The sequence below is a fragment of the Halomonas elongata DSM 2581 genome, from assembly GCF_000196875.2.
Taxonomy (GTDB): domain Bacteria; phylum Pseudomonadota; class Gammaproteobacteria; order Pseudomonadales; family Halomonadaceae; genus Halomonas; species Halomonas elongata.
Window position 1 is genome coordinate 2,532,276 of sequence record NC_014532.2, and the last position, 21,548, is coordinate 2,553,823.

Annotated in this window: 21 protein-coding genes; 11 read left to right on the plus strand and 10 right to left on the minus strand. The window is 64.2% G+C overall.

What is annotated here, in order from left to right; all coding sequences use genetic code 11:
* The 3 genes from cyoB to HELO_RS11875 all read right to left on the minus strand — a co-directional run bounded on the left by cyoB (position 1) and on the right by HELO_RS11875 (position 3,988).
* A complete protein-coding gene (cyoB, locus tag HELO_RS11865; protein WP_013332910.1) occupies positions 1-1,983 on the minus strand; it encodes a cytochrome o ubiquinol oxidase subunit I in 1,983 nt (660 codons plus the stop codon).
* Between the two features lie 3 nt (positions 1,984-1,986).
* Positions 1,987-2,982, minus strand: coding sequence for a ubiquinol oxidase subunit II (gene cyoA, locus HELO_RS11870; RefSeq protein ID WP_013332911.1), 996 nt, complete (start codon positions 2,980-2,982; stop codon positions 1,987-1,989).
* A gap of 283 nt (positions 2,983-3,265) precedes the next feature.
* Positions 3,266-3,988 (minus strand): DeoR/GlpR family DNA-binding transcription regulator, encoded by a 723-nt coding sequence (locus HELO_RS11875; protein WP_013332912.1) that lies wholly within the window; start codon positions 3,986-3,988, stop codon positions 3,266-3,268.
* Positions 3,989-4,206: 218 nt separating this feature from the next.
* On the opposite strand from HELO_RS11875, the gene HELO_RS11880 reads away from it, so the two are divergent.
* From HELO_RS11880 to HELO_RS11920, 9 genes are all read left to right on the plus strand, one after another.
* Complete coding sequence (locus tag HELO_RS11880; RefSeq protein ID WP_049786229.1) at positions 4,207-5,040, plus strand: outer membrane protein OmpK; 834 nt, start codon at positions 4,207-4,209, stop codon at positions 5,038-5,040.
* A gap of 118 nt (positions 5,041-5,158) precedes the next feature.
* Complete coding sequence (locus HELO_RS11885) at positions 5,159-6,424, plus strand: NupC/NupG family nucleoside CNT transporter (RefSeq protein ID WP_013332914.1); 1,266 nt, start codon at positions 5,159-5,161, stop codon at positions 6,422-6,424.
* Between the two features lie 118 nt (positions 6,425-6,542).
* A complete protein-coding gene (gene deoC, locus HELO_RS11890) occupies positions 6,543-7,316 on the plus strand; it encodes a deoxyribose-phosphate aldolase (RefSeq protein ID WP_013332915.1) in 774 nt (257 codons plus the stop codon).
* Positions 7,316-8,641, plus strand: coding sequence for a thymidine phosphorylase (deoA, locus tag HELO_RS11895; protein WP_013332916.1), 1,326 nt, complete (start codon positions 7,316-7,318; stop codon positions 8,639-8,641). Before deoC ends, deoA begins: the two co-directional genes overlap by 1 nt.
* Positions 8,638-9,849 (plus strand): phosphopentomutase, encoded by a 1,212-nt coding sequence (locus HELO_RS11900; RefSeq protein ID WP_013332917.1) that lies wholly within the window; start codon positions 8,638-8,640, stop codon positions 9,847-9,849. The genes deoA and HELO_RS11900 overlap by 4 nt, the downstream gene beginning before the upstream one ends.
* A gap of 3 nt (positions 9,850-9,852) precedes the next feature.
* Positions 9,853-10,581, plus strand: coding sequence for a purine-nucleoside phosphorylase (gene deoD, locus HELO_RS11905; protein WP_013332918.1), 729 nt, complete (start codon positions 9,853-9,855; stop codon positions 10,579-10,581).
* The gene (gene cdd / locus HELO_RS11910) at positions 10,578-10,988 is read left to right on the plus strand and encodes a cytidine deaminase (protein WP_013332919.1); all 411 of its coding nucleotides are present in this window, start codon (positions 10,578-10,580) and stop codon (positions 10,986-10,988) included. Before deoD ends, cdd begins: the two co-directional genes overlap by 4 nt.
* 62 nt (positions 10,989-11,050) lie before the next feature.
* Entirely contained in the window at positions 11,051-11,443 is a 393-nt protein-coding gene (locus tag HELO_RS11915; protein WP_013332920.1) for a gamma-glutamylcyclotransferase family protein, read from the plus strand.
* A 42-nt stretch (positions 11,444-11,485) separates the two neighbouring features.
* The gene (locus HELO_RS11920) at positions 11,486-12,229 is read left to right on the plus strand and encodes a dienelactone hydrolase family protein (protein ID WP_013332921.1); all 744 of its coding nucleotides are present in this window, start codon (positions 11,486-11,488) and stop codon (positions 12,227-12,229) included.
* A gap of 116 nt (positions 12,230-12,345) precedes the next feature.
* Here HELO_RS11920 and HELO_RS11925 read toward each other — a convergent pair whose 3' ends face one another.
* The 6 genes from HELO_RS11925 to HELO_RS11950 all read right to left on the minus strand — a co-directional run bounded on the left by HELO_RS11925 (position 12,346) and on the right by HELO_RS11950 (position 18,951).
* Positions 12,346-12,777, minus strand: coding sequence for an acetyltransferase (locus HELO_RS11925; RefSeq protein ID WP_013332922.1), 432 nt, complete (start codon positions 12,775-12,777; stop codon positions 12,346-12,348).
* Between the two features lie 209 nt (positions 12,778-12,986).
* Positions 12,987-13,352, minus strand: a complete 366-nt coding sequence (locus tag HELO_RS11930; RefSeq protein WP_013332923.1) for a glutaredoxin family protein — start codon at positions 13,350-13,352, stop codon at positions 12,987-12,989.
* A gap of 62 nt (positions 13,353-13,414) precedes the next feature.
* Positions 13,415-14,386 (minus strand): LacI family DNA-binding transcriptional regulator, encoded by a 972-nt coding sequence (locus HELO_RS11935; RefSeq protein ID WP_013332924.1) that lies wholly within the window; start codon positions 14,384-14,386, stop codon positions 13,415-13,417.
* 151 nt (positions 14,387-14,537) lie between these two features.
* Positions 14,538-15,608, minus strand: a complete 1,071-nt coding sequence (locus tag HELO_RS11940; protein ID WP_013332925.1) for a Gfo/Idh/MocA family protein — start codon at positions 15,606-15,608, stop codon at positions 14,538-14,540.
* Positions 15,608-16,387, minus strand: a complete 780-nt coding sequence (locus tag HELO_RS11945; protein WP_013332926.1) for a ThuA domain-containing protein — start codon at positions 16,385-16,387, stop codon at positions 15,608-15,610. Before HELO_RS11945 ends, HELO_RS11940 begins: the two co-directional genes overlap by 1 nt.
* 251 nt (positions 16,388-16,638) lie before the next feature.
* A complete protein-coding gene (locus tag HELO_RS11950; RefSeq protein ID WP_013332927.1) occupies positions 16,639-18,951 on the minus strand; it encodes a mechanosensitive ion channel family protein in 2,313 nt (770 codons plus the stop codon).
* Between the two features lie 100 nt (positions 18,952-19,051).
* Here HELO_RS11950 and HELO_RS11955 point away from each other — a divergent pair, with 100 nt between their 5' ends.
* Together HELO_RS11955 and HELO_RS11960 are read left to right on the plus strand one after the other, a co-directional pair.
* Positions 19,052-20,044: an amidoligase family protein gene (locus tag HELO_RS11955; RefSeq protein WP_013332928.1), complete on the plus strand. Its 993-nt coding sequence runs from the start codon at positions 19,052-19,054 to the stop codon at positions 20,042-20,044.
* The gene (locus HELO_RS11960; protein ID WP_013332929.1) at positions 20,044-20,712 is read left to right on the plus strand and encodes a gamma-glutamyl-gamma-aminobutyrate hydrolase; all 669 of its coding nucleotides are present in this window, start codon (positions 20,044-20,046) and stop codon (positions 20,710-20,712) included. The genes HELO_RS11955 and HELO_RS11960 overlap by 1 nt, the downstream gene beginning before the upstream one ends.
* Positions 20,713-20,985: 273 nt before the next feature.
* Here the strand turns inward: HELO_RS11960 and HELO_RS11965 are convergent, their stop codons facing one another.
* The gene (locus tag HELO_RS11965) at positions 20,986-21,417 is read right to left on the minus strand and encodes an OsmC family protein (protein WP_013332930.1); all 432 of its coding nucleotides are present in this window, start codon (positions 21,415-21,417) and stop codon (positions 20,986-20,988) included.
* Positions 21,418-21,548: the final 131 nt, after the last annotated feature.

Consider the following 21,548-nt stretch of genomic DNA (forward strand, 5'->3'; position numbering starts at 1 on the left):
TTACGCCTGCATCTCCACACGTTGTTGGTGCTCGCGCTCGATGCGCTCCACTTCGGCGGCGGGGACGTAGTAGTCAACGTCTTCCCTGAAGATCCGCGCCATGAAGGTCGCGAACGTCGCGACGCCACCGACGATGACCAGCCACCAGATGTGCCACACCAGGGCGAAGCCGGCGATCGTCGCGAACAGCGCGATGATCGGCCCTTCCCAGGTATTCTTGGGCATATGGATGTCCTGGTACGGAGGCTTGGAGAGCGGCGCCTTGCCATCGTTGCGCTGCTTCTGGTCCCAGAAATCGTCGATGTCGTTCACCTCGGGCAGATGCGCGAAGTTATAGAACGGCGCCGGCGAAGAAGTGGACCACTCCAGGGTCCGGCCATCCCAGGGATCGCCCGTCACGTCCTGGTTCTTCTTGCGGTCACGGATGCTGACGAGGAACTGGATCACAGTGCAGGCAATACCGCAGAGAATGATCACGGCACCCACCCAGGCGATGATCATCAACGGCTGCCAGTCACCGTTTTCATAGGACTGCATGCGACGCACGGCACCGAAGAAGCTCAGCACGTACAGCGGCATGAAGGCCACGTAGAAACCGATGAGCCAGCACCAGAAGGAACGCTTGCCCCACTTTTCGTTCAGCGTGAAGCCGAAGGCCTTCGGGAACCAGAAGGTCAGGCCTGCCAGCATGCCGAACACCACGCCGCCGATGATGACGTTGTGGAAGTGAGCGATGACGAACAGGCTGTTGTGCAGCACGAAGTTGGCCGCCGGCAGGGCCAGCATCACGCCAGTCATGCCGCCCAGGGTGAAGGTGATGATGAAGCCCAGGGTCCACAGTACCGGCGAGGTGAACTCGATACGCCCGCGGTACATGGTGAACAGCCAGTTGAAGATCTTCACCCCGGTGGGGATGGCGATGATCATCGTGGCAATGCCGAAGAAGGCATTGACGTTGGCACCCGCCCCCATGGTGAAGAAGTGGTGCAGCCAGACGATGAACGACAGGAAGGTGATCGCCACCGTGGCCCAGACCATGGTGCCGTAACCGAACAGACGCTTGCGCGCGAAGGTCGCGATGACCTCGGAGAAGACCCCGAATGCCGGCAGGATGAGGATGTAAACCTCAGGATGGCCCCAGGCCCAGATGAGGTTGACGTACATCATCATGTTGCCGCCGAAATCGTTCGTGAAGAAGTGCATCCCCAGGTAACGATCGAGCGTCAGCAGCGCGATGGTCGCGGTCAGAATCGGGAAGGAAGCGATGATCAGGATGTTCGCGCACAGCGACGTCCAGGTGAAGATCGGCATGCGGAAGAGCGTCATGCCCTTGGTGCGCATCTTCAGGATGGTGACGAAGAAGTTGATACCGGTCAGGGTCGTGCCGATACCCGATATCTGCAACGCCCATATCCAGTAATCCACCCCGACACCGGGACTGTATTCTTTCCCCGATAATGGCGCATAGGCCAACCAGCCGGTCTGGGCGAACTCACCCACGAACAGCGAAATGTTGACCAGAACCACGCCGGCAGCAAACAGCCAGAAGCTCAGGTTGTTCATGAACGGGAAGGCCACGTCCCGGGCACCGATCTGCAACGGCACCACCAGGTTCATCAAGCCGATGACCATGGGCATGGCAACGAAGAAGATCATGATCACACCGTGCGCGGTGAAGATCTGATCATAGTGGTGGGGCGGCAGGAAGCCCTCGGCACCGGCTGACGCCATGGCCAGCTGGCTGCGCATCATGATCGCGTCGGCGAAGCCACGAATCAGCATCACCAGGGCCACGAGGAAATACATGATGCCGAGTTTCTTGTGGTCGATCGACGTCAACCACTCATGCCAAAGGTAGCCCCACTTCTTGAAGTAGGTGATGGCGCCCACAATCGCGAGTCCACCCAGCACGATGGCCGCAACGGTCACCATGATGATGGGCTCGTGGAAAGGAATCGCCTCAAGGCTCAGTTTTCCTAACATAATTTACTCCGCTGCCTCCGCACTCATGGACTCGCCGTGAGACTCGGAATCGCTGTGAGACTCGGACTCGCTACCATGGCCACCGCCATGACTGCCATGGCCGTCACCGGTGACCGCTGCCATATGCTCGGCATGGTTGCCGCCGGCATGGAAGCTCTGAAGGATCTTCTCGTAGAGAGAGGGAGAAACTTCGGAGAAATACTGGATCTCGTTGTCCCGGCTGGGCGCAGCGAGGTCATAGTACTCCTCGGGGAAGTTCAGTGAATCGGACGATTCACGCACCTTCTCCACCCAGGACTCGAAGTCTTCCTGGGTTCCCACGTGGGCCTTGAAGGTCATCTCCGAGAAACCCGCACCACTGTAGTTGGTGGAACGGCCGTCATAGACGCCCGGCTCGTCGGCGACCAGATGCACGTCGTTGTCCATTCCCGCCATGGCATAGATCTGGCTACCCAGGCGCGGGATGAAGAAGGCATTCATCACCGAACCGGACGAGACCCGGAAACGTACCGGCGTGTCCTCGGGGAAGGCCAGTTCGTTGACGGTGGCGATGCCCTGCTCGGGATAGATGAACAACCACTTCCAGTCCAGCGAGACGGCCTGGATTTCCATCGGCTCCTGCTGGTTTTCGGCAGGTTCGATGGTCTTGTGCGGGTCAAGGCTGTGCGAGGTGTACCAGGTCAAAACGGCCAGGAAGGCGATGATGACCATGGGAATGAACCAGACTACGGCCTCGATCTTGTTCGAGTGGGCCCAGTCGGGCGCGTAGGTGGCATCCCGATTGCTGCGGCGATAACGCCAGGCGAACAGTAGCGTCATCACGATGACCGGAACGACGACGATCTGCATCAGGCCAAAGGCAGTCAGGATGAGGGTGCGTTGCTCCTCCCCTATCTGTCCCTTGGGATCCAGCAGCGCCGAACTGCAGCCCGCCAACAGCAGTGGCAGCGATAGCAGCAGCAGGACGCCGAGCATGCGCAGGGTGGGGTTTCTTCTCATGTTTCAACCTCGTCAGGGCTTGGCGGCGAACGCATCTCCGCTCGAGTTCAACGGGCGATGCACGCGCCGAAGCGCTCTCCGGCGGGGGTCGCTGGCGAGGCTCTGACGGGGAGCAGCCCACGACCGTCGTGGAGAGTGCTTCGGACACAATCACGGCACGGCAGCCCGCGGCGACGACTCGCTGCGACATCGCCGGGCGGGAGGCCCCGGCCGTGAGGCCAGTATTCTGAGGGCCCGAAGGGAGAATGGGAAGGGGCGATTTGCCGCAGGTTGTCGCACCCGGTCACACTTCCATGCTTTCCTGCTCGGTGATGACCTCGTCGATTTCATCGAGCCCAGCGAATCGCGCGGGCCTGACCAGCCCGTGCTTGCTGGGATCGACCACCAGCACCCGGTGCTCGGCCGAGGCAATGGCAGCCCGCTTGGGCGCCACCTCATGGAAGTGAAAGCAACTCAAGCCTTTCTTGTCATGCACGCCCGCCGCCGAGATGAACGCCTTGTTGATCCCCAGGCGAGCGATGGTCGCCGCCATGTCATCGCCCTCGAAGGAACGCGAGGAATCCTGATAGAGCCCACCGAGCAGCCACAACCGAACCCCCGGCCGGGTACTGACGGCATCGGCCACGTTCAAGGCATAGGTCACCACCGTCAGCGACAGATCGGACGGCAGGCCGGCCGCCATCGGCATCAGGGTGGTGCCGCAATCGATGAACAGGGTATCGCCCTCTTCCAGGGTCGCCATGGCCCGTTCGCAGAGCCGTCGCTTGATCTCGGCGTGACGGTCGCGCTGCACGGCCAGGTCATAGGCCGGCGCATGGCGTGGATCATCGGCGCGCATCAACAGGCCGCCGACCAGCACCAGGGCGCCGTCGGATGCGGCCAGATCACGACGAATGGTCATCTCCGAAACATCGCAAAGCGCCGCCGCCTCCGCCAGGCGCAGGCTCCCGCCCTGTGCCAGCGAAGCCTCCAGGCGCCTCAGTCGTGTCGTGCTGCGTTCATTCACTCGTCCACCTCTACGCCGTTTACGCGTCGTTGGTCGCCAAGGTTGCGGTCCTCGATGTGATTAAAATAACATTTGCATGTTACTCGAATAACAATCTCGACGCCCATGATCCACATCTCATCCGGCCGCCCCGGATCCATGCATCGACGTCAGTGATGGTCCGCCCTTTCTATCTACCCGACACATCACACGACAACAATTCCAAAGGAAGCCGACTTATGCCGACCTTCACCTCTTCCCAGCGCCTCGCTTCCCTGAGTGGCCTGCTGTTAGCCGCCGCGACACTGCCTGCCAGTGCCTCCAGCGATGATGCCGCATCGGCGCTCACGCCGCAGTGGTCCTTCGCCAACGTCTCCGTCAACTACCTGGATTGGTCCGACGGCACGCAACAGCGCACCGCGAACAACGCCGCCAAGGGCGACTTCTTCTATCTGGAGCTCGAGGGCGGCCTCGGCTTCGACTGGGGAGAATTCTACGGCTTCTACGATTTCGAGAATCCCCAGAACGACACCCTCGAGGACGACACCCGCGACAACCGCCGCAGCGCCGCCAAGGTCACCTCGCATATCTACCTCGGCGACACGCCCTTCTCGCTGTATCTCCATGTCTACGATTTCCGCGATTACGGATTCGACAGCGAGGAGCAGGACCGTATCGCGGGCTTCGGCTACCGCCATACCTTCGGCAACGGCCTGTGGATCAAGCCCTTCCTCGGCAAGGCCTGGGTCGACAGCGACGCGAATGCCTACAGCGGCGAAAACGGCTATATGCTCGGCTGGGTCCTGGGTTACGATTTCCAGGCCTTCGGCGAGAACTTCAGCCTGAGCAACTGGCACGAGCAGACTTTCGACCGGGATGACGACTATCTGCGGCAGAATTACGTCAATGGCCCGGCCGGCAGCACCGGCACCAATGGTGCCGTGGCCTTGTGGTGGCACCCGATCGACGAGATCACCACCGGCGTTCAGTATCGCTACTCCAACAACAAGTTGGGCACCGCCGATCATTACCAGAACGCGATGATCTACACCCTGAAATACAACTTCCTGTAAGGAAAACGCCGAATGAACCGCCGAGCGTCGTCAACGCAAGACGCCGGCATTCAAGCCGTGCTTCCCAACTCAGGCTGGACATGAGCGCCCCCATGCCAACGACCACAAGGACATTCCCATGACCTTGATCATGAGTCTCGTCGGGATGGCGACCCTGATCGCCATCGCCCTGCTGTTCTCCACCAATCGTCGCGCGATTCGCCTGCGCACCGTGATCGGTGCCTTCGCCATCCAGGCCAGCCTGGGGGCCTTCGTGCTCTACGTGCCCTTTGGCCAGGCAGTGCTCGCCACCGTCTCCGAAGCCGTCAGCCAGGTGGTGCAATACGCCAACGACGGCATCGACTTCCTGTTCGGCGGCCTTGCCAACGTCGAGGAAACCGGCTTCGTCTTCGCCATCAAGGTGTTGCCGGTGATCATCTTCTTCTCCTCGCTGACCGCCGTGCTCTATTACCTGGGCATCATGCAGTGGATCATTCGCCTGCTCGGCGGTGCCCTGCAGAAGGCACTGGGCACCTCGCGCACCGAATCCCTCTCGGCCACCGCCAACATCTTCGTCGGCCAGACCGAGGCCCCGCTGGTCGTGCGTCCCTTCATCAACCGCATGACCCAGTCGCAACTGTTCGCGGTGATGTGCGGCGGCCTGGCCTCCGTGGCCGGTTCAGTCCTGGCCGGCTACGCCGCCCTGGGCATTCCCATGGAATACCTGGTGGCCGCCTCCTTCATGGCCGCACCCGGCGGGCTGCTGTTTGCCAAGCTGATCATGCCCGAGACCGAGACGCCCGACGACAGCGTCTCGGCGGCCGAGGAACGCATCGAGGAAGAGGACCATCCCTCCAATGTGCTCGATGCCGCCGCGGCCGGCGCCTCCTCCGGCCTGCGACTGGCGGCCAATGTCGGCGCCATGCTGCTCGCCTTCATCGGCCTGATCGCACTGATCAACGGCATTCTCGGCGGCGTCGGCGGCTGGTTCGGCATGGAAACGCTCAGCCTGGAGCAGATCCTCGGCTGGCTGTTCGCCCCCCTGGCCTTCCTGCTCGGCATTCCCTGGTCCGAGGCCACGCTGGCCGGCTCCTTCATCGGCCAGAAGCTCGTCGTCAACGAATTCGTGGCCTACATCAATCTCGCGCCCTATATCAGTGGCGAGGAAGTCGTCGCCGCCACCGGCGAAGCCATGACGACCCACACCAAGGCGGTGCTGTCATTCGCCCTGTGCGGTTTCGCCAACCTCTCGTCCATCGCCATCCTGCTGGGTGGACTGGGCAGCATCGCGCCCAGCCGGCGCCACGACATCGCTCGCTTCGGCATTCGAGCCGTACTGGCGGGTACCCTCTCCAATCTGATGTCCGCTACACTCGCCGGCTTTTTCATCGCCCTGGGCGCTTGAACCATAATGGTAAAGGGGGCCACCGAGCCCCCTCGGGAAGCATTGCGTCAAGCGCCGCACGTCATCGATGTGCTCTCGCTTTCGCAGTGCCTCCGTCATACATCAAAGAGAGCACGCCATGAACGACCTCACCCGGACCGCCCGTCAGGCGCTGGCCCTGATGGACCTCACCAGCCTGAACGATGACGACACCGACGAGCGCATCGAGGCGCTCTGCCAGCGTGCCAAGACGCCGGCCGGCCATCCGGCGGCGATCTGTATCTATCCGCGTTTCATCGTGCCCGCCCGGCGCGCCCTGACCGCCCATCGCCTGAACGACACCATCCACATCGCCACGGTGACCAACTTCCCTCACGGCGATGCCGATGTCATGCGTGCCGCTCGCGAGACCCGCGAGGCGGTTGCCTCGGGCGCCGATGAAGTCGATGTGGTCTTCCCCTACCGCGCGCTGATGGAAGGCGACGAGGAAACCGGCCGCGAACTGGTCGAGATGTGCAAGGCCGCGGCCGGCGGCAAGACCCTCAAGGTGATTCTGGAAACCGGCGAGCTCGGCGATCCGGCCTTGATTCGTCGCGCCTCGGAGCTGGCCGTCAGTGGCGGCGCCGACTTTCTCAAGACCTCCACCGGCAAGGTCGCCGTCAACGCCACCCTGGAAGCCGCCGAGATCATGCTCGAGGTGATCCGCGACAACGGCGGCGAGATCGGCTTCAAGGCCGCCGGCGGCGTGCGCACCGTCGAGGATGCCCAGGCCTATCTCGAACTGGCCGAACGCCTGATGGGCGCCGACTGGATCACGCCCCAGCACTTCCGCTTCGGCGCCTCCGGCCTGCTCGACAACCTGCTCGAAACGCTCGGCATGATGGGAGGGGCCGATATAGAGGAGGACTACTGATGCTGCCCCAGGAAGCCATCCGCGCCAAGCGCGATGGCCAGGCACTGGACGCGGCAGCCATCGGCGAGCTCGTCGCCGGCATTGCCGACGGCAGCCTCGGTGACGCCCAGATCGGGGCGCTGGCCATGGCCATTTTCCTCAACGGCATGAACGCCACCGAGACGGTGGCGTTGACCGAGGCGGTGCGCGACTCCGGCGACGTGCTCGACTGGACGGCGCTCGACCTGCCCGGGCCGGTCATCGACAAGCACTCCACCGGCGGCGTGGGCGACGTCGTCTCGCTGATCCTCGGCCCCTGGGTCGCCGCCTGCGGCGGCCATGTGCCGATGATCTCGGGCCGGGGCCTCGGTCACACCGGCGGTACCCTGGACAAGCTGGAGTCGATCCCCGGCTATTCGGTCACTCCCGACACTGCCACCTTCCGGCGACTGGTCGAGGACGTCGGCGTGGCCATCATCGGCCAGACCGCCGACCTCGCCCCCGCCGACAAGCGCCTCTATGCGATACGCGACGTCACCGCCACGGTGGAGTCGCTGCCGCTGATCGTCTCTTCCATTCTCGGCAAGAAGCTCGCCTGCGGGCTCGATGCCCTGGTGATGGACGTCAAGGTCGGCAGCGGCGCCTTCATGCCCACGCCAGAGGCCTCGCAGGAACTGGCCGAGACCATCGCCGAGGTCGCCAGTCGCGCCGGCACCCCCACCACCGCGCTGCTCACCGACATGAGCCAGCCCCTGGCGCCCTGCGCGGGCAATGCCCTGGAAGTGCATGAGGCGCTGGCCGTGCTCACCGGCAAGCGCCCGAACAGCCGCCTGCTCGAAGTGACCCGCGGCCTGGCGGTGGAAATGCTGCTGGCCGGCGGCCTGGCTCCCGACCGGGATGCCGCCCTGAAGCGGCTCGACGAACGGCTCGCCTCGGGCGAGGCCGCCGAGCGTTTCGGGCGCATGGTGGCCGGTCTCGGCGGCCCTGCCGACCTGCTCGACGCCCCGGATCGTCACCTGCCCGTCGCCCCGGTGGTGCGCCCGGTACTCGCGCCGCACGCCGGCCACCTGCGCGGCCTGGACACCCGGGCACTGGGCATGACGGTGGTCGAACTCGGTGGCGGCCGCCGCCAGCCGGGCGAAGCCATCGATCACGCGGTGGGCCTGGCCGATATCGCCGAACTCGGCAGCAAGCTCGACGCCGGCCAACCGCTCGCCACCCTGCATGCGCGCAGCCACGCCGAGGCCGACCAGGCCGAGCGTCAACTGCTCGATGCCATCGAGATCGGCGAGGCCCGCCCATCTCCCACCCTGATTCGCGACATCATTCGCCGGGAGGCTCCATGACACGTGCCATCGTGCTCGTCCTCGACTCCTTCGGCATCGGTGCTGCCCCCGACGCCGAGAACTTCGGCGATGCCGGCGCCGACACCCTCGGCCATATCGCCGAGGCCTGCGCGGCGTCCGCCGAACGCGGCCCCTTGCAGTTGCCCAACCTCGGCCGGCTTGGCCTCTTTCACGCGCACCGCGAAAGCACCGGTGCCTGGGCCGAAGGGATCGTGCCACCCGAGTCGACCAGCGGCACCTACGGCCACGCCCGGGAAATTTCCTCCGGCAAGGACACTCCGTCCGGCCACTGGGAGATCGCCGGGGTACCGGTACGCTTCGACTGGGGCTACTTCAGCGAACCGCAGAACAGCTTCCCCGCCGAGTTGCTGGAAGCCCTGATCCGCGAGGCCGAACTTCCCGGCGTACTGGGCAACTGCCACGCCTCGGGCACCGAGATCATCGCCCGGCTGGGCGAGGAGCACATGCAGAGCGGCAAGCCCATCGTCTACACCTCGGCCGACTCGGTCTTCCAGATCGCCGCCCACGAGGACACCTTCGGCCTCGAACGGCTCTACCGCCTCTGCGAGACGGCTCGCCGGTTGCTCGAGCCCTATAACATCGGCCGGGTCATCGCCCGCCCCTTCAACGGCGACGCCGCCGCGACCTTCCAGCGCACCGCCAACCGCCGCGACTACAGCGTCGAGCCACCCTCGCCCACCGTGCTGCAACGCCTCTGCGAGGCCGGCGGCCAGGTGACCGCCATCGGCAAGATCGCCGATATCTACGCCCACTGCGGCATCTCGCGCAGCGTCAAGGCCAGCGGCCACGACGCCCTGTTCGACGCCACCCTGGACGCCATGGCCGCCGACGGCGATCGCACCCTGATCATGACCAACTTCGTCGATTTCGACATGGTCTACGGCCACCGGCGCGATGTGGCCGGCTACGCCGCCGCCCTCGAGGCCTTCGATGCCCGGCTGCCCGAGTTGCTCGAGCGCCTCGATGACGACGATCTGTTGATCATCACCGCCGACCACGGCTGCGACCCCACCTGGCACGGTACCGATCACACCCGGGAGCACATCCCCATCCTCGCCCTCGGCGCCGGACTCGCTCCCGGCTCGCTCGGCGCGCGTGACAGCTTCGCCGACATCGGCCAGAGCCTGGCTTATCATTTCGATCTGCCGCCCATGGATGACGGCACATCCTTCCTACAGGAGGCATAAACGATGGCCACCCCCCACATCAAGGCCGAACGCGGCGACTTCGCCGACACCGTGCTGATGCCCGGTGATCCGCTGCGGGCCCGCTACATCGCCGAGACCTTCCTCGACGACGCCCGGCTCGTCAACGAGGTCCGCAACATGTACGGCTACACCGGCACCTACCGGGGTCGCGAGATCTCGGTGATGGGCCACGGCATGGGCATCCCCTCGATCTCGATCTACGCCAAGGAACTGATCACCGAGTTCGACGTCAAGCGCCTGATCCGGGTCGGTTCCTGCGGCGCGGTGCGCGACGATGTGGCGGTACGCGACGTGGTGATCGGCATGGGCGCCAGTACCGATTCCGGCGTCAATCGCACCCGTTTCCTGGGCAACGACCTCGGCGCCATCGCCGACTTCGAACTGACCCGACATGCCGTGGACGCCGCTCGCGAGCACGGCGTGCCCGTCAAGGTCGGCAACATCTTCTCCGCCGATCTGTTCTACGACCCGCGCCCCGAGATGGTCGAGATGATGCGCCGCTACGGCATCGTCGGCGTGGAGATGGAAGCCGCCGGCCTGTACGGCGTGGCCGCCGAGTTCGGCGCCCGGGCCGCCACCATCTGCACGGTCTCGGACCACATCGTCAAGGGCGACTCGCTATCCAGCGACGAGCGCGCCACCACCTTCGACGACATGATGCGCATCGCCCTGGACAGCGTGCTGCGCGACGACGCCGGAGGTGACGCATGAGCGATGACGTGGCCGCCGATATCGTCGGCGAACTGGTTGCGGTGCGTGATCGCGCCTACGCGCCCTACTCCCGACACCCCGTCGGGGCCCTGGTGATCAGCGAAAGCGGCACCCGCTACAGCGGTGCCAACATCGAGGTCGCCCATTACAAGGGGCTGTGCGCCGAGGCCTCGGCCATCGCCGCCATGGCCAGCGCCGGCGAACGCCGCCTGAGCGAGGTCTACGTGATCGGCCCGGGCCAGCACCTGTGCACGCCCTGCGGCGACTGTCGCCAGCGCATCCGCGAGTTCGCCACCGACGAGACCCGCATTCTGGTGGTCGACGCCGACGGCGCCCTGCTCAGGCGCTACACCATGAACGAGTTGCTGCCGGACGCCTTCGGGCCCGATAATCTGGACCTGGATTGAGCGCATCCCGGCTGGCCTCGCCCGGCCGGGACTTTCTCTCACGACACTCGCGAACAGCCGCTATGCACAGTCCCGCCCTTGCCATTACCCGCACGCCCCTGGTGGCCGTCTACGGCACCCTCAAGCAAGGCCTGCGCAATCACCACTGGCTGGAAGGCGCCACCTTCGTCGGTCGCGATCACCTCACCACCGCCACCCTCTACGACCTCGGCCGCTTTCCCGGCGCCAAGGCCGAACCCTCGCGTGGCGTGGAAGTGGAAGTCTATCGCGTCGACGCGCAAATCCTGGCCGACCTCGACCGCCTGGAGGACTATCGCGTGCGCGCCCCGGCCTCGGGCATGTACGACCGTGCCATTCACGACACCGCCTTTGGCCCCGCCTGGCTCTATCTCTACAATCCCGACGTCACCGGTCACCCGGCGATTCACGAAGGCGCCTGGCAGCCCGCCGGCTGACCACCCGGTATCCATCCGCCATCGACTATTCGGAGCCCGCTCATGTCCCGCGCCATCGACATTCCCGCCGCCGACGGCACCATCGACGCTCTCATCTTCACGCCCGACAACGCCGACGGCCCGCTGCCGGCCGTGGTGCTGTTCACCGATATCGGCGGCCTGCGCCCCTGCTATCACGAGAAGGCCCAGCGGATCGCGGACAACGGCTATGCCGTCCTGATGCCCAACATCTACTACCGCGACGCAGCCGGCGCCATCGTGCCGGAAGGCAAGTCCTTCCGCGACCCGGACGTGCGCCCGACCCTGGTCGAGTATGCCGACCACCTCTCACCCGAGACACAATCTCGCGACTTCATCGCCCTGCTCGAATGCATCGATGCCGAGGCCGAATTCGCGGATGGCAAGCTGGGCGTGGTCGGCTATTGCATGACCTCGGCCTTCGCACTGCGCATGGCGGCCGAACACCCCGACCGTGTCGCCGCCGTGGCGGGATTCCATTCGGCACGGCTGGCGGAGGCCGACGACCCGGCAAGCCTCGTCAACGTGGTCGAGGCCATCAAAGCCCGTGTCTACTTCGGCCACGCCGACAAGGACGAACTGCTGCCCCCCGAGCAGATCGCCCGCATGGACGAAGCTCTCGCCCGAGCCGGCGTGCACTTCACCACCGAGCTCTACAAGGGCGCACCCCACGGCTACACCGCCCAGGACGCCGCTGGCTCCTACCACGCCGAAGCCGATGCACTGCATTACAAGCGGCTCGCCACGCTGCTGGAAGAAACGCTGTAAGGCTCTATTGCCCGTTTACCGTCAACGGCCCCTGGGCATGGGGCCGTTGACGGGACAGAACTCAGCCTACGAGGCAAAGAGTGAAGGGCATCGCCACTCCTGGCATTGTCAATTTTCTATAGCGCCATATGCAGAAGAGGATAAGGCTTGCCCTGCCCATCAACTGGCGAGTAACCCGTTACCGAAAACCCAATATGTTGATAAAAGCCTAGTGCTTGCTCATTCTGCTCATTGACGTCAACCTTCGTGGCCCCTTGCTCTTTAATGGCATGATCCGCCAACATGGCACCCACACCTTTCCCCCGTGCATCAGGTGAGATAAACAGCATTTCAATATTGCCATCATGCACGCCACAGAAGCCCAATATTTCACCATCTCCACTTCTGGCGCACCGCAGATCCACCGCGTCAAAATACTGCTCCAGGATCAATGGCTTTAATTCCTGAAGATCCTCCTCTGCCAAAAAATCGTGAGTTGCTCTCACCGATGCTTCCCAGATCTCTATCAGCCTTTGACGATCATCCTTTTCAACGATCTCAATATTCATCACTAATTCCCATTCAAAATTCAACGGCTATTAGAGCAGTAACTTTTACACCGTTCTATCAACTTACAAGCGCCAACAAATGTGCGCACTGCATAGCATCAAAGATTACCGGATACTGTTGATTACAAGCCCCATCCTGTGATGAGCCCTGCCACTAAACCAACAGAAAAACCACTAGCCCGGGACAAGGCTCACCGAGGCTCCCAGCCCTATTCGCCGAAGCGTCGACGCAGGTAGCCGATGATGTCGCTTGATTCGTACAGCCAGCGTGTCTCACCGCCCTCTTCGATTCGCAGGCAGGGCACCTGCACCTTGCCGCCGCCTTCCAGCAGCGCTCGACGATGCTCGGGGTCGAGCCGGGTGTCACGAATCTCGATGGTCAGGGCTAGACGGGTGATCTCGCGACGCACCCGCACGCAGTAGGGGCAACTCCAGAACTGATAGAGCGCCAGGGCCTCGCACGCCCGGTCGACTTCGGCCTGAGTCTCGGCGTCGCGATGCACTTCCGGTGCCGGACCAAGCTTCCTGGACACCCAGGTCAGCGGCGCCAGCAATGTCTGAATCAGCGGTCGCATGATGTTTTCCTCCTGCCATCAGGATAGGTCGAAGGCCGCCAATGCTCTCGACTATGTCTCATTCAACTGGTCTCGCGAACCACCAACTCTACCGGCATCGAGACATGGCGCGGCGTTTTGCTTGCCTGCGCCTCTCCCAGCAGTTCGACACTCATGGCGGCGATACCGGCGATATCCTGGCGCACCGTGGTCAGCCCCTCTGCCAGGGTCGGCAGGTCGTCGAAGCCAGTGACCGCGACCTCGCCAGGCACGCTCAGGCCATGATCCTCCAGAGCCGTCAGGCAACCCCGGGCCAGCTCGTCGGTCTCGCAGACCAGGCCGTCATAGGCGCGCGGCTCCCGTTCAAGACGCCGGCTCAGCCAGCGATAGCCGGTCAGTGCCGGATCCAGGTTGGGCGGGATGTCGATCAGTTCGGCCTCGAAGCCGGCCTCGTCGAGCGCCTGACGATAGCCTCCCAGGCGATGCTGGCTGTGAGGACTGGTCAGCTCGTCGCCTACGAAAGCGATGCGCCGACGCCCTTTCTCGACCAGGTGGCGGGTGGCCAGGTAGATGCCATGGCGATCCTCCGGCGCCACCGAGAAGCCCTCCCCGGCCAGGCCGATGCGCACGAAGGGCACACTGCGAGACCTCATCAGTTCGGGGCGCGGGTCGTCGGCGAACTCGCCGAGCAGGATGGCGGCCCCAGCCTGCTCGGGCAAGGTCGACGTACGGTCGTGAGCGAAGAAAATCGGCACCATACCCTGGCGGTGCAGCGCCACGGTCAGGTGCTGGTAGAGCAGAATATAGTAGGGCCGCAGCTCGAAGTCGCGGCGCCCCAGCGAAATGCCCACCACCGCGGCCTTGCCGCTGATCAACTGGCGGGCGGCGGCGCTGGGCCGGTACTCGACATCGCGGCTGATGGTGAGGATGCGCTCGCGCAACGCCTCGCTGATGCCCGGCTTGCCATTGAGCGCGCGGCTGACTGAGGCGATGGAGACGCCCGCCCGCCGTGCGATTTCCCGGATGTTGGCCGTCTTCGACGGTTGTCTGCTCATCGCCTGCCTCGTCACCGGGCGACCGACCTCGCGCCGACCGCCATTCCTTGCGGCCACCGATTGTGCCCGATCGGGCGAAGCGCTGCGACTGCGCCTCGCTCACCGCCCCGGCATGGCGGTGCGGCGGTGACATCCGGCGGGCAGGGATAGCTCAGGCAGGTCGATCCTGGACGGCCTGCCCTTCCAGGCGCAGGACGCCGCCCCGGGCATCGGAGTCGAAACAGGCGTCCAACACACGCTGCAGGGCAGCACCACGGGCGAAGTCGGGCTGGTCGTTGATGCCGCTTGCGATACTGTCGACGAAGCGACGGTAGATGCTCGGCGTGGGCGGTGCCGTGACCGAGGTCCAGCGCGCGGGATGCACGTCCTCACCGAGACACACCTGCACCTGGTCGCGGGCCGCATCGAGATCGACGCGCAGCGCGCCGCGATCGCCGTGAACCGAGAGCGCCAGCGAGTTGTGATGGCCGGTGGCCCAACGAGTGGCCTGAACAGTACCCAGCGCGCCGCCGGTGAACGCCACCTGCATCAGGGCGCTGTCGTTGGCGTCGAGCCTGTACTCGCCGATGCGGTTGTCCGGGGCCTTGTCGAAGCACTTGAGCCGACAGGTTACCTCGACGATATCCCCTACGGGGAAGCTGGCGAAATCGAGGATGTGCACTCCCACATCGCCCAGCACGCCCTTGCTGCCGTGTGCTTCGGAGAGCCGCCACAACCACTGGCTGTCCTGGTCCCAGCGCCCCCAGGCATCGCTCACCAGCCAGCTCTGGCGATAGCTGGCATCGACGTGCATCACCCGCCCCAACCGGCCGTCGGCCACCAGTTCGCGGGCAAGCTGGATCGCCGGGGCATCGCGATAGCTGAGGTTGACCATGTTGATCACCCCGGCCTCGCGGGCCGCCGCAGCCATTTCGTTGGCATCGGCGGCATTGGTGGCCAACGGCTTCTCGCAGAGGATGTGCTTGCCGGCGGCGATGGCGGCCAGCGAGGTTGCCTTGTGCACGCCGTCCGGGGTGACGTTGCTCACCGCGTCGATGTCATCGCGGGCCAGCATGGCCGCCAGGTCGGAGCAGGCTTCGGGAATGTCGTGGGTCTCGGCGAAGGCACGCGCCTTGTCGCCGTCAAGGTCGCACACCGCCACTATCTCGACATCGCCGAGAGCGTGGAAGCGCTTCGCATGTTCGCCAGCCATGCCACCGGCACCGATGATCGCCAGACGCATCACCTGAAGCCCTCCTCTCCCGGTTTATGCAGGCCTTCCCCCTTCACTTCCACCGGGTTCGGCGCCTGCTCGGGCGGCACATTGGGGCAGTTGTCGATCCAGCGCGAGCCCTCGGGGCACGCCCATTTCACGCCGTTCTTGAGTACCCGGCGCACCTGGTCGTCGTAGTAGATCGGATAGGTCTCGTGGCCGGGGCCGAAATAGAAGATCTTGCCGTTGCCGCGTTTATAGGTGAGGCCGGAACGGAATACCTCACCGCCCTCGAAGGCGCTGATGAAGATCACCTCGTCGGGATTGGGCACGGCAAAGGGTTCGCCATACATCTCGCTGTGCGGCAGCTCGAGATAGGAGCCCAGACCCTGGACGATGGGATGGCCCGGGTTGATCACCCACAGCCGCTCACGCTCTCCGGCCTCGCGCCACTTCAGCGAGCAGGTGGTGCCCATCAGGCGCTTGAAGATCCTGGAGTAGTGGGCGGAGTGCAGCACCAGCAGGCCCATGCCTTGCAGCACCCGGGCCTGGACCCGGTCGACGGTCTCGTCATGGACGTCACCGTGGGCCGCATGCCCCCACCACAGCAGTACATCGGTGTCGTCGAGCAGCGCCTCGGGCAGCCCCTGCTCGGGATCCTGCAGGGTGACGGCACGTGCCTCGATCTGCGGATCCTCGTTGAGTCCGTCGGCAATGCAGGCATGCATGCCCTCGGGATAGATACGTGCTACCACGTCGTTGGTCTGTTCGTGGACATTCTCGCCCCAGACCGTGACCTTGATCGTCATGAGTAGGCTCCTCCTGGCATGGCCCTGATGGGTAATGGCGATCCCGACGATGTCAGTGACATTCAAAAAGTAAACGCTTACGCTCGAAGAGTAAACGTTTACTCATTGCCACCATCGTCGCATCTCACACCAAACATTCAGATTGGCCGGCAAGGAGATTCACGACGAAAAACAAACTGGAAAGTGACCGGGCCCGGCGGCTGGCCGGGCTCGGTCATGCACAGGCGGGAAAGACCGGAAATGGGCCGCTATCAGGTGCCGGGATCCGGCGATGCCCCTCGGGCATTGGTCTCGCCGGCCGGGTCGGCGACCCCCGCCTCGCCGGGATCGCGGCCTGCCGCGTCGCGCTCCTCGCCCCATTCGCTGCTGCCGTCGAGTCGACCGCCGCCACGCCCTTCCATGCTGACGCTGAGACGCGGCACGCCGAGATCGATTTCCTGCTCTTCCATGCGCTGCTTGAGCAGCAGATTGAAGGCCCGAGACACATCCCACTGCATCTCGGGCGCGGTACGAAAGCGCATGCGCAGGATCGGGCAGCCATCCTCGAAGGCATGGATGCCCTGCATTTCCAGCGGCGACCAGATGTGGTGGCGCATCATCGGATCCTGGCGCAGTGCACGGGCGGTCTCATGCATCAGGGTGATGGCGTCGTCGATCTTCATGTCGTAGGGAATGCGGATCTTCATCAGCGCGATGCCGAACTGCCGCGACATGTTATGGATCGAGTCGATTCGGCTGAAGGTGATGATGTGCACGATGCCATCCAGGTCACGCAGCCTCACGGTGCGCAGGGTCAGGCCCTCGACGGTGCCCATGTGGCCGTTGATCTTCACGAAGTCGTCCACCGCCAGGGAATCCTCGATGAGGATGAAGATACCGGTGATCAGATCCTGCACCAGGGTCTGGGCACCGAAACCGATGGCCAGGCCGATGACACCGGCACCCGCCAGCAGCGGCGTGACGTTCACTCCCAGGTTGGCGAGCCCGACGATGGCGGCGATGATCACGATGGTGGCAAAGATGACGTTGCGGATCATCGGCGTGATGGTCTGGGCTCGCGCCTGATTGACCCGGCGGCCCCGGGAGCGTGCCGACGACACCAGGGCACGCTGGATGGCCGTATCGGCGAAGATCCAGGCCAGCCAGGCCAGCAGGATGGTGAAGCCGATGCCCAGCAGTGCCTGGCCGATGCGCACGCTGGCCACGCCCTGGGTGCCGATGCCGATCAGGGAAGCCCCCCACACCTGCAGCGACAGTTCGGCAAAGGCGAACCAGGCCAGGACATGACCCAGCGCATAACCGAAGCGCTCCAGTCGGCGCCGATATTCGCTCTGGCGGCGACGTTTCGAGCGCTTCTCGGCGTGCCGGCGCAGCAGCCCCGCCACGACCAGCGTCAACACCAGCAGGGCGGCGGAAATGATCGAGCGCGCCAGCGCCGTGCCGACATCACCCCCGGTGACGAAGATCGCCAGCAGCGAACCGCCCACCAGCAGCAGCGCCGGCACATGCCAGAGACCGCCCACCACCCGGATCACCTCCGAGGCGCTGCCCTTGTCGCGCCGGTGGGAATAAGGCCGATTGCGAATCAGGTGCTTGATGGGGCGCTTGAAATTCAGGATGAAGCGTCCACTCAGCACGGCCGCCAGTGTATTGGCCAGCACCGAGCACAGGCTGGCCAGATCGAGGCCGATCAAATCGGTGAGCCGCGACGAATTGAGGGCATCGCCCAGGGCGATCAAGGCACCGATCATGAACAGCGGTCGCAGCCCATGGTTCTGCAAGATGCGCACGGCGACGAAGCGATGCCCGCGCGTGAACACCGAGATGAACGTTTCCACAACCACCGATAGGGTCCGCCCGCACAGTGCCACATAGGCGATGACCAGGGCCCCTGTGCGCCCGGCACTGCCCGACACCAGTTGTGCGATCCCCATCGTCAACGCAAAGGCCAATGCCCAGGGCAGCATGCGCCGCAGGAAGTGGATCGCCAACAGGTGCGCCCGGGGTTCGCGCGGCAGGTCCAGCGGCCAGCCACGGCGTCTGGCCAGCATTCGGCCCAGGGCGATGAAAATCACCAACAGCCCACCCCAGATCGCCACCAGCACGGTCAGCTCGATGATGAAGCGCACGATCTCGGCGTTGCCGGTTCGCACTACCAGCTCGGTCAGATCCTGCCATCCCTCGGTCAACTGGAGACGCCAGCCATCCAGGGGTGACCGCCCTGATTCGGCCTGCTCCCCCAGTTGGTTGAAGGTATCGGCGAGCGCCCCCAACAGTCCCTGTGGCGATGTGAAGCTTTCCTCTTCGGCAGCCGGCTGATTGGCCTGGCGCAACGCCTCCAGGCTCTCCAGCAGTTCCTGTCGCTTGGCATCGTCCTGCAGGGTGGCAATGACCTGGTCCAGCGACGCCTGAAGCTGCTGGGGATCATGACCTTGCGACTGCTTGGCATTGGCCAGCCCCGAAAGCGGTGAAGGCTGCGCGGCCACGAGCAGCGGCAGCGCCAGCAACAACAGCATCAACAGGCCACGCAGGGCCAGCGAGTAACGGTGCGCGATGGGCAACATCGGATCTCCATCCAGAGAGTCACGGTATAACGGCATATCCTGACATAAAGATGGCCAGACAGTGTGTTAGGCTGCCGAAACCTGACAACAGGATGCCGTCATGACGCCGCAACCGCCACCCATCCCCGATAACGTCAAGGGCCAGACTCGACGGGTCGGCGTCGAGATCGAGTTCGCCGGTCTGCCGCCGAGGGAAACGGCCAAGCTGGTCCAATCGCTGTTCGGTGGCGAACTCGAGGTGATCAGCGCGCATCGTCTCAAGCTCAAGAACGCCTGCTGGGGCGATTTCGGCATCGAACTGGATACCCAGTATGCCCACCCGGACCACGAACGTCTCGACGCCGAGGCCTACCGCGACAGCGAATGGGAGCGCATGCGCCAGGACTTCCATTCCCGCACCCGCGAGCTGATCGGCGATGTGGTCACCGGGCTGGTGCCCACCGAGATCGTCTGCCCGCCGGTTCCCTGGAACGAGCTCGACGAGCTCGACGCCCTGTTCGATGCCTTGCGCCGACATGGTGCCAAGGGCACCGACGCCAGCCTGCTCTACGGCTTCGGTCTTCACCTCAATCCCGAAGCCCCCAGCCTCGAGCTCGACGACATCCTGGCCTGCCTGCGCGCCTATCTGCTGACGGCGCGCTGGCTGCGCGAGCAGATTCATGTCGACATCACCCGGGAAGTCCTGCCCCACGCCAATCCCTTCTCGCGAGCCTATGCGCTCAAGGTGCTGGACCCGGACTACCAACCGGACCTGCGGACGTTGATCGACGATTACCTGGAGTACAACCCGACCCGCAACCGCGAACTCGACCTGCTGCCGCTATTCGCCTATCTCGACCCGGAGCATCCCCACGAACTGTTGAGCAACCAGCTCGTCCAGCCACGCCCGACCTACCACTACCGCTTGCCCAACGCCCAGCTCTCCGAGGCCGACTGGGGCTCCAGCCTTGAGTGGAACCGCTGGCTGGAGGTCGAAAAACTGGCTGCTGCGCCGGACACCCTGGCCGAACGCAGCGCCGAGTACCTTGCGCGCCACCGTCCCGCCTGGCCGCGCCGCTGCTGGTATGCCCTGCGTCGGAGGCTGGGTCGCTGATGGCCAGTCGTCCGTTGATCGGTATCACCACCTCGGACCGCAAGAGCCGCATCGCCTGGTGGTTCGACTGGTTCGCCGTCTGGCGTCACGGCGGCCAGCCGCTGCGGCTCTCGCCCACGCGGCCCGTGCCACCGCATCTCGACGGGTTGATCATCGGTGGTGGTGACGATATCCAGGCTCACCTCTACGGCGCCGAAATGCACCTCGATGTACGCGTCGACCCCGAACGCGACGAGCTCGAGCTGCAGCTGCTCGAACGCTTCATTCCCAGCGGTATCCCGGTGCTCGGCATCTGTCGCGGCGCCCAACTGATCAATGTACACCTGGGCGGCACCCTGGATCCCGACATCTACACCAGCCACGAGGGCCTGAAGCCCCGGCGCACCGTGCTGCCCCGCAAGACCGTGGACATCGTCGGCGCCAGCCAGCTCAACCGGATCCTCAGGGTCACCTGGTGCCGCATCAACAGTCTGCATCACCAGGCCGTGCAACGGGCCGGCGAAGGCATCGACATCGTCGCCCGGGACCGTGACGGCCTGGTCCAGGGCATCGAATCCCGTCATCACGACTTCCTGATCGGCGTGCAGTGGCATCCCGAGTGGCTGATCTTCAATCGCCCCCAGCAACGCCTGATCCGGGCCTTGATCGACGCCACCCGCCGGTCCTGAACGCACGAAGGCCACCCGGAGGTGGCCTTCATGGTCATGCAAAGGGTATTTCAAGCAGTGCTGGGAGTTCCCTTCAAAGCTCAACGGGCAGGAGCGGGCTTTTCCGGCGACAAGCCTTCGCGAGGGCGCTGTGAACCCTTCCCTGGGCGCTACATCCGCCATCCATGGCGGATGACCCTCGCTCCGTCTTATCCCCGGCACCCGCTGCCATTGAAAGTTCGGAAGTACGCTCCAAGCAGTATCTGGAAAGTCTCTACAAGTCGTCGAGCGCGATTACGATTCCAGTTTGGCGTCCAGCGAAATCTCCGCATTGAACAACCTGGACACCGGGCAACCCGCCTTGGCCTTGTTGGCGGCATCCTCGAAGGCCGCCTGATCGGCACCGGGCACGCTGGCACGAGTCTCCAGATGAATCGCGTTGATGCTGAATCCATCCGCATCCTGCTCCAGGGAGACCGTCGCCTGGGTGGCGATACGCTCCGGGGTATAACCCGCCTCGCCCAGAATCATCGACAACGCCATCGAATAGCAGCTGGCATGGGCGGCCCCGATCAGTTCTTCGGGGTTGGAACCGCCCTCGCCCTCGAAACGCTTGGCGAAGCTGTAGGATACCTCATCGAGCACGCCACTCTGGGTGGACACCGTGCCCTTGCCATCCTTGAGACCGCCTTGCCAGACGGCGCTTCCGTTCTTCTTGATGCTCATGTCGACTCCTCGCTGTTTGGGTTGGTCGCAGTATCGCTCCTACACGATAGACCATGAGGATGACCGTCCCGGGAAACAAGCCCATTGCATCCCGAAAGGCCGACGACCAGAATATATGGAAAATTCTTCCA

What these genes read in the sequence shown, in the direction of transcription:
- HELO_RS11940 (WP_013332925.1), bottom strand. Translation starts at nt 15,608, where the DNA reads ATGCGTCTGGCGATCATCGGTGCCGGTGGCATGGCTGGCGAACATGCG.
- cyoA (WP_013332911.1), bottom strand. Translation starts at nt 2,982, where the DNA reads ATGAGAAGAAACCCCACCCTGCGCATGCTCGGCGTCCTGCTGCTGCTA.
- deoA (WP_013332916.1), top strand. Translation starts at nt 7,316, where the DNA reads ATGCTGCCCCAGGAAGCCATCCGCGCCAAGCGCGATGGCCAGGCACTG.
- HELO_RS11955 (WP_013332928.1), top strand. Translation starts at nt 19,052, where the DNA reads ATGACGCCGCAACCGCCACCCATCCCCGATAACGTCAAGGGCCAGACT.
- cdd (WP_013332919.1), top strand. Translation starts at nt 10,578, where the DNA reads ATGAGCGATGACGTGGCCGCCGATATCGTCGGCGAACTGGTTGCGGTG.
- HELO_RS11950 (WP_013332927.1), bottom strand. Translation starts at nt 18,951, where the DNA reads ATGTTGCCCATCGCGCACCGTTACTCGCTGGCCCTGCGTGGCCTGTTG.
- HELO_RS11925 (WP_013332922.1), bottom strand. Translation starts at nt 12,777, where the DNA reads ATGAATATTGAGATCGTTGAAAAGGATGATCGTCAAAGGCTGATAGAG.
- HELO_RS11965 (WP_013332930.1), bottom strand. Translation starts at nt 21,417, where the DNA reads ATGAGCATCAAGAAGAACGGAAGCGCCGTCTGGCAAGGCGGTCTCAAG.
- HELO_RS11900 (WP_013332917.1), top strand. Translation starts at nt 8,638, where the DNA reads ATGACACGTGCCATCGTGCTCGTCCTCGACTCCTTCGGCATCGGTGCT.
- HELO_RS11920 (WP_013332921.1), top strand. Translation starts at nt 11,486, where the DNA reads ATGTCCCGCGCCATCGACATTCCCGCCGCCGACGGCACCATCGACGCT.
- cyoB (WP_013332910.1), bottom strand. Translation starts at nt 1,983, where the DNA reads ATGTTAGGAAAACTGAGCCTTGAGGCGATTCCTTTCCACGAGCCCATC.
- deoC (WP_013332915.1), top strand. Translation starts at nt 6,543, where the DNA reads ATGAACGACCTCACCCGGACCGCCCGTCAGGCGCTGGCCCTGATGGAC.
- HELO_RS11935 (WP_013332924.1), bottom strand. Translation starts at nt 14,386, where the DNA reads ATGAGCAGACAACCGTCGAAGACGGCCAACATCCGGGAAATCGCACGG.
- HELO_RS11915 (WP_013332920.1), top strand. Translation starts at nt 11,051, where the DNA reads ATGCACAGTCCCGCCCTTGCCATTACCCGCACGCCCCTGGTGGCCGTC.
- deoD (WP_013332918.1), top strand. Translation starts at nt 9,853, where the DNA reads ATGGCCACCCCCCACATCAAGGCCGAACGCGGCGACTTCGCCGACACC.
- HELO_RS11930 (WP_013332923.1), bottom strand. Translation starts at nt 13,352, where the DNA reads ATGCGACCGCTGATTCAGACATTGCTGGCGCCGCTGACCTGGGTGTCC.
- HELO_RS11880 (WP_049786229.1), top strand. Translation starts at nt 4,207, where the DNA reads ATGCCGACCTTCACCTCTTCCCAGCGCCTCGCTTCCCTGAGTGGCCTG.
- HELO_RS11945 (WP_013332926.1), bottom strand. Translation starts at nt 16,387, where the DNA reads ATGACGATCAAGGTCACGGTCTGGGGCGAGAATGTCCACGAACAGACC.
- HELO_RS11885 (WP_013332914.1), top strand. Translation starts at nt 5,159, where the DNA reads ATGACCTTGATCATGAGTCTCGTCGGGATGGCGACCCTGATCGCCATC.
- HELO_RS11960 (WP_013332929.1), top strand. Translation starts at nt 20,044, where the DNA reads ATGGCCAGTCGTCCGTTGATCGGTATCACCACCTCGGACCGCAAGAGC.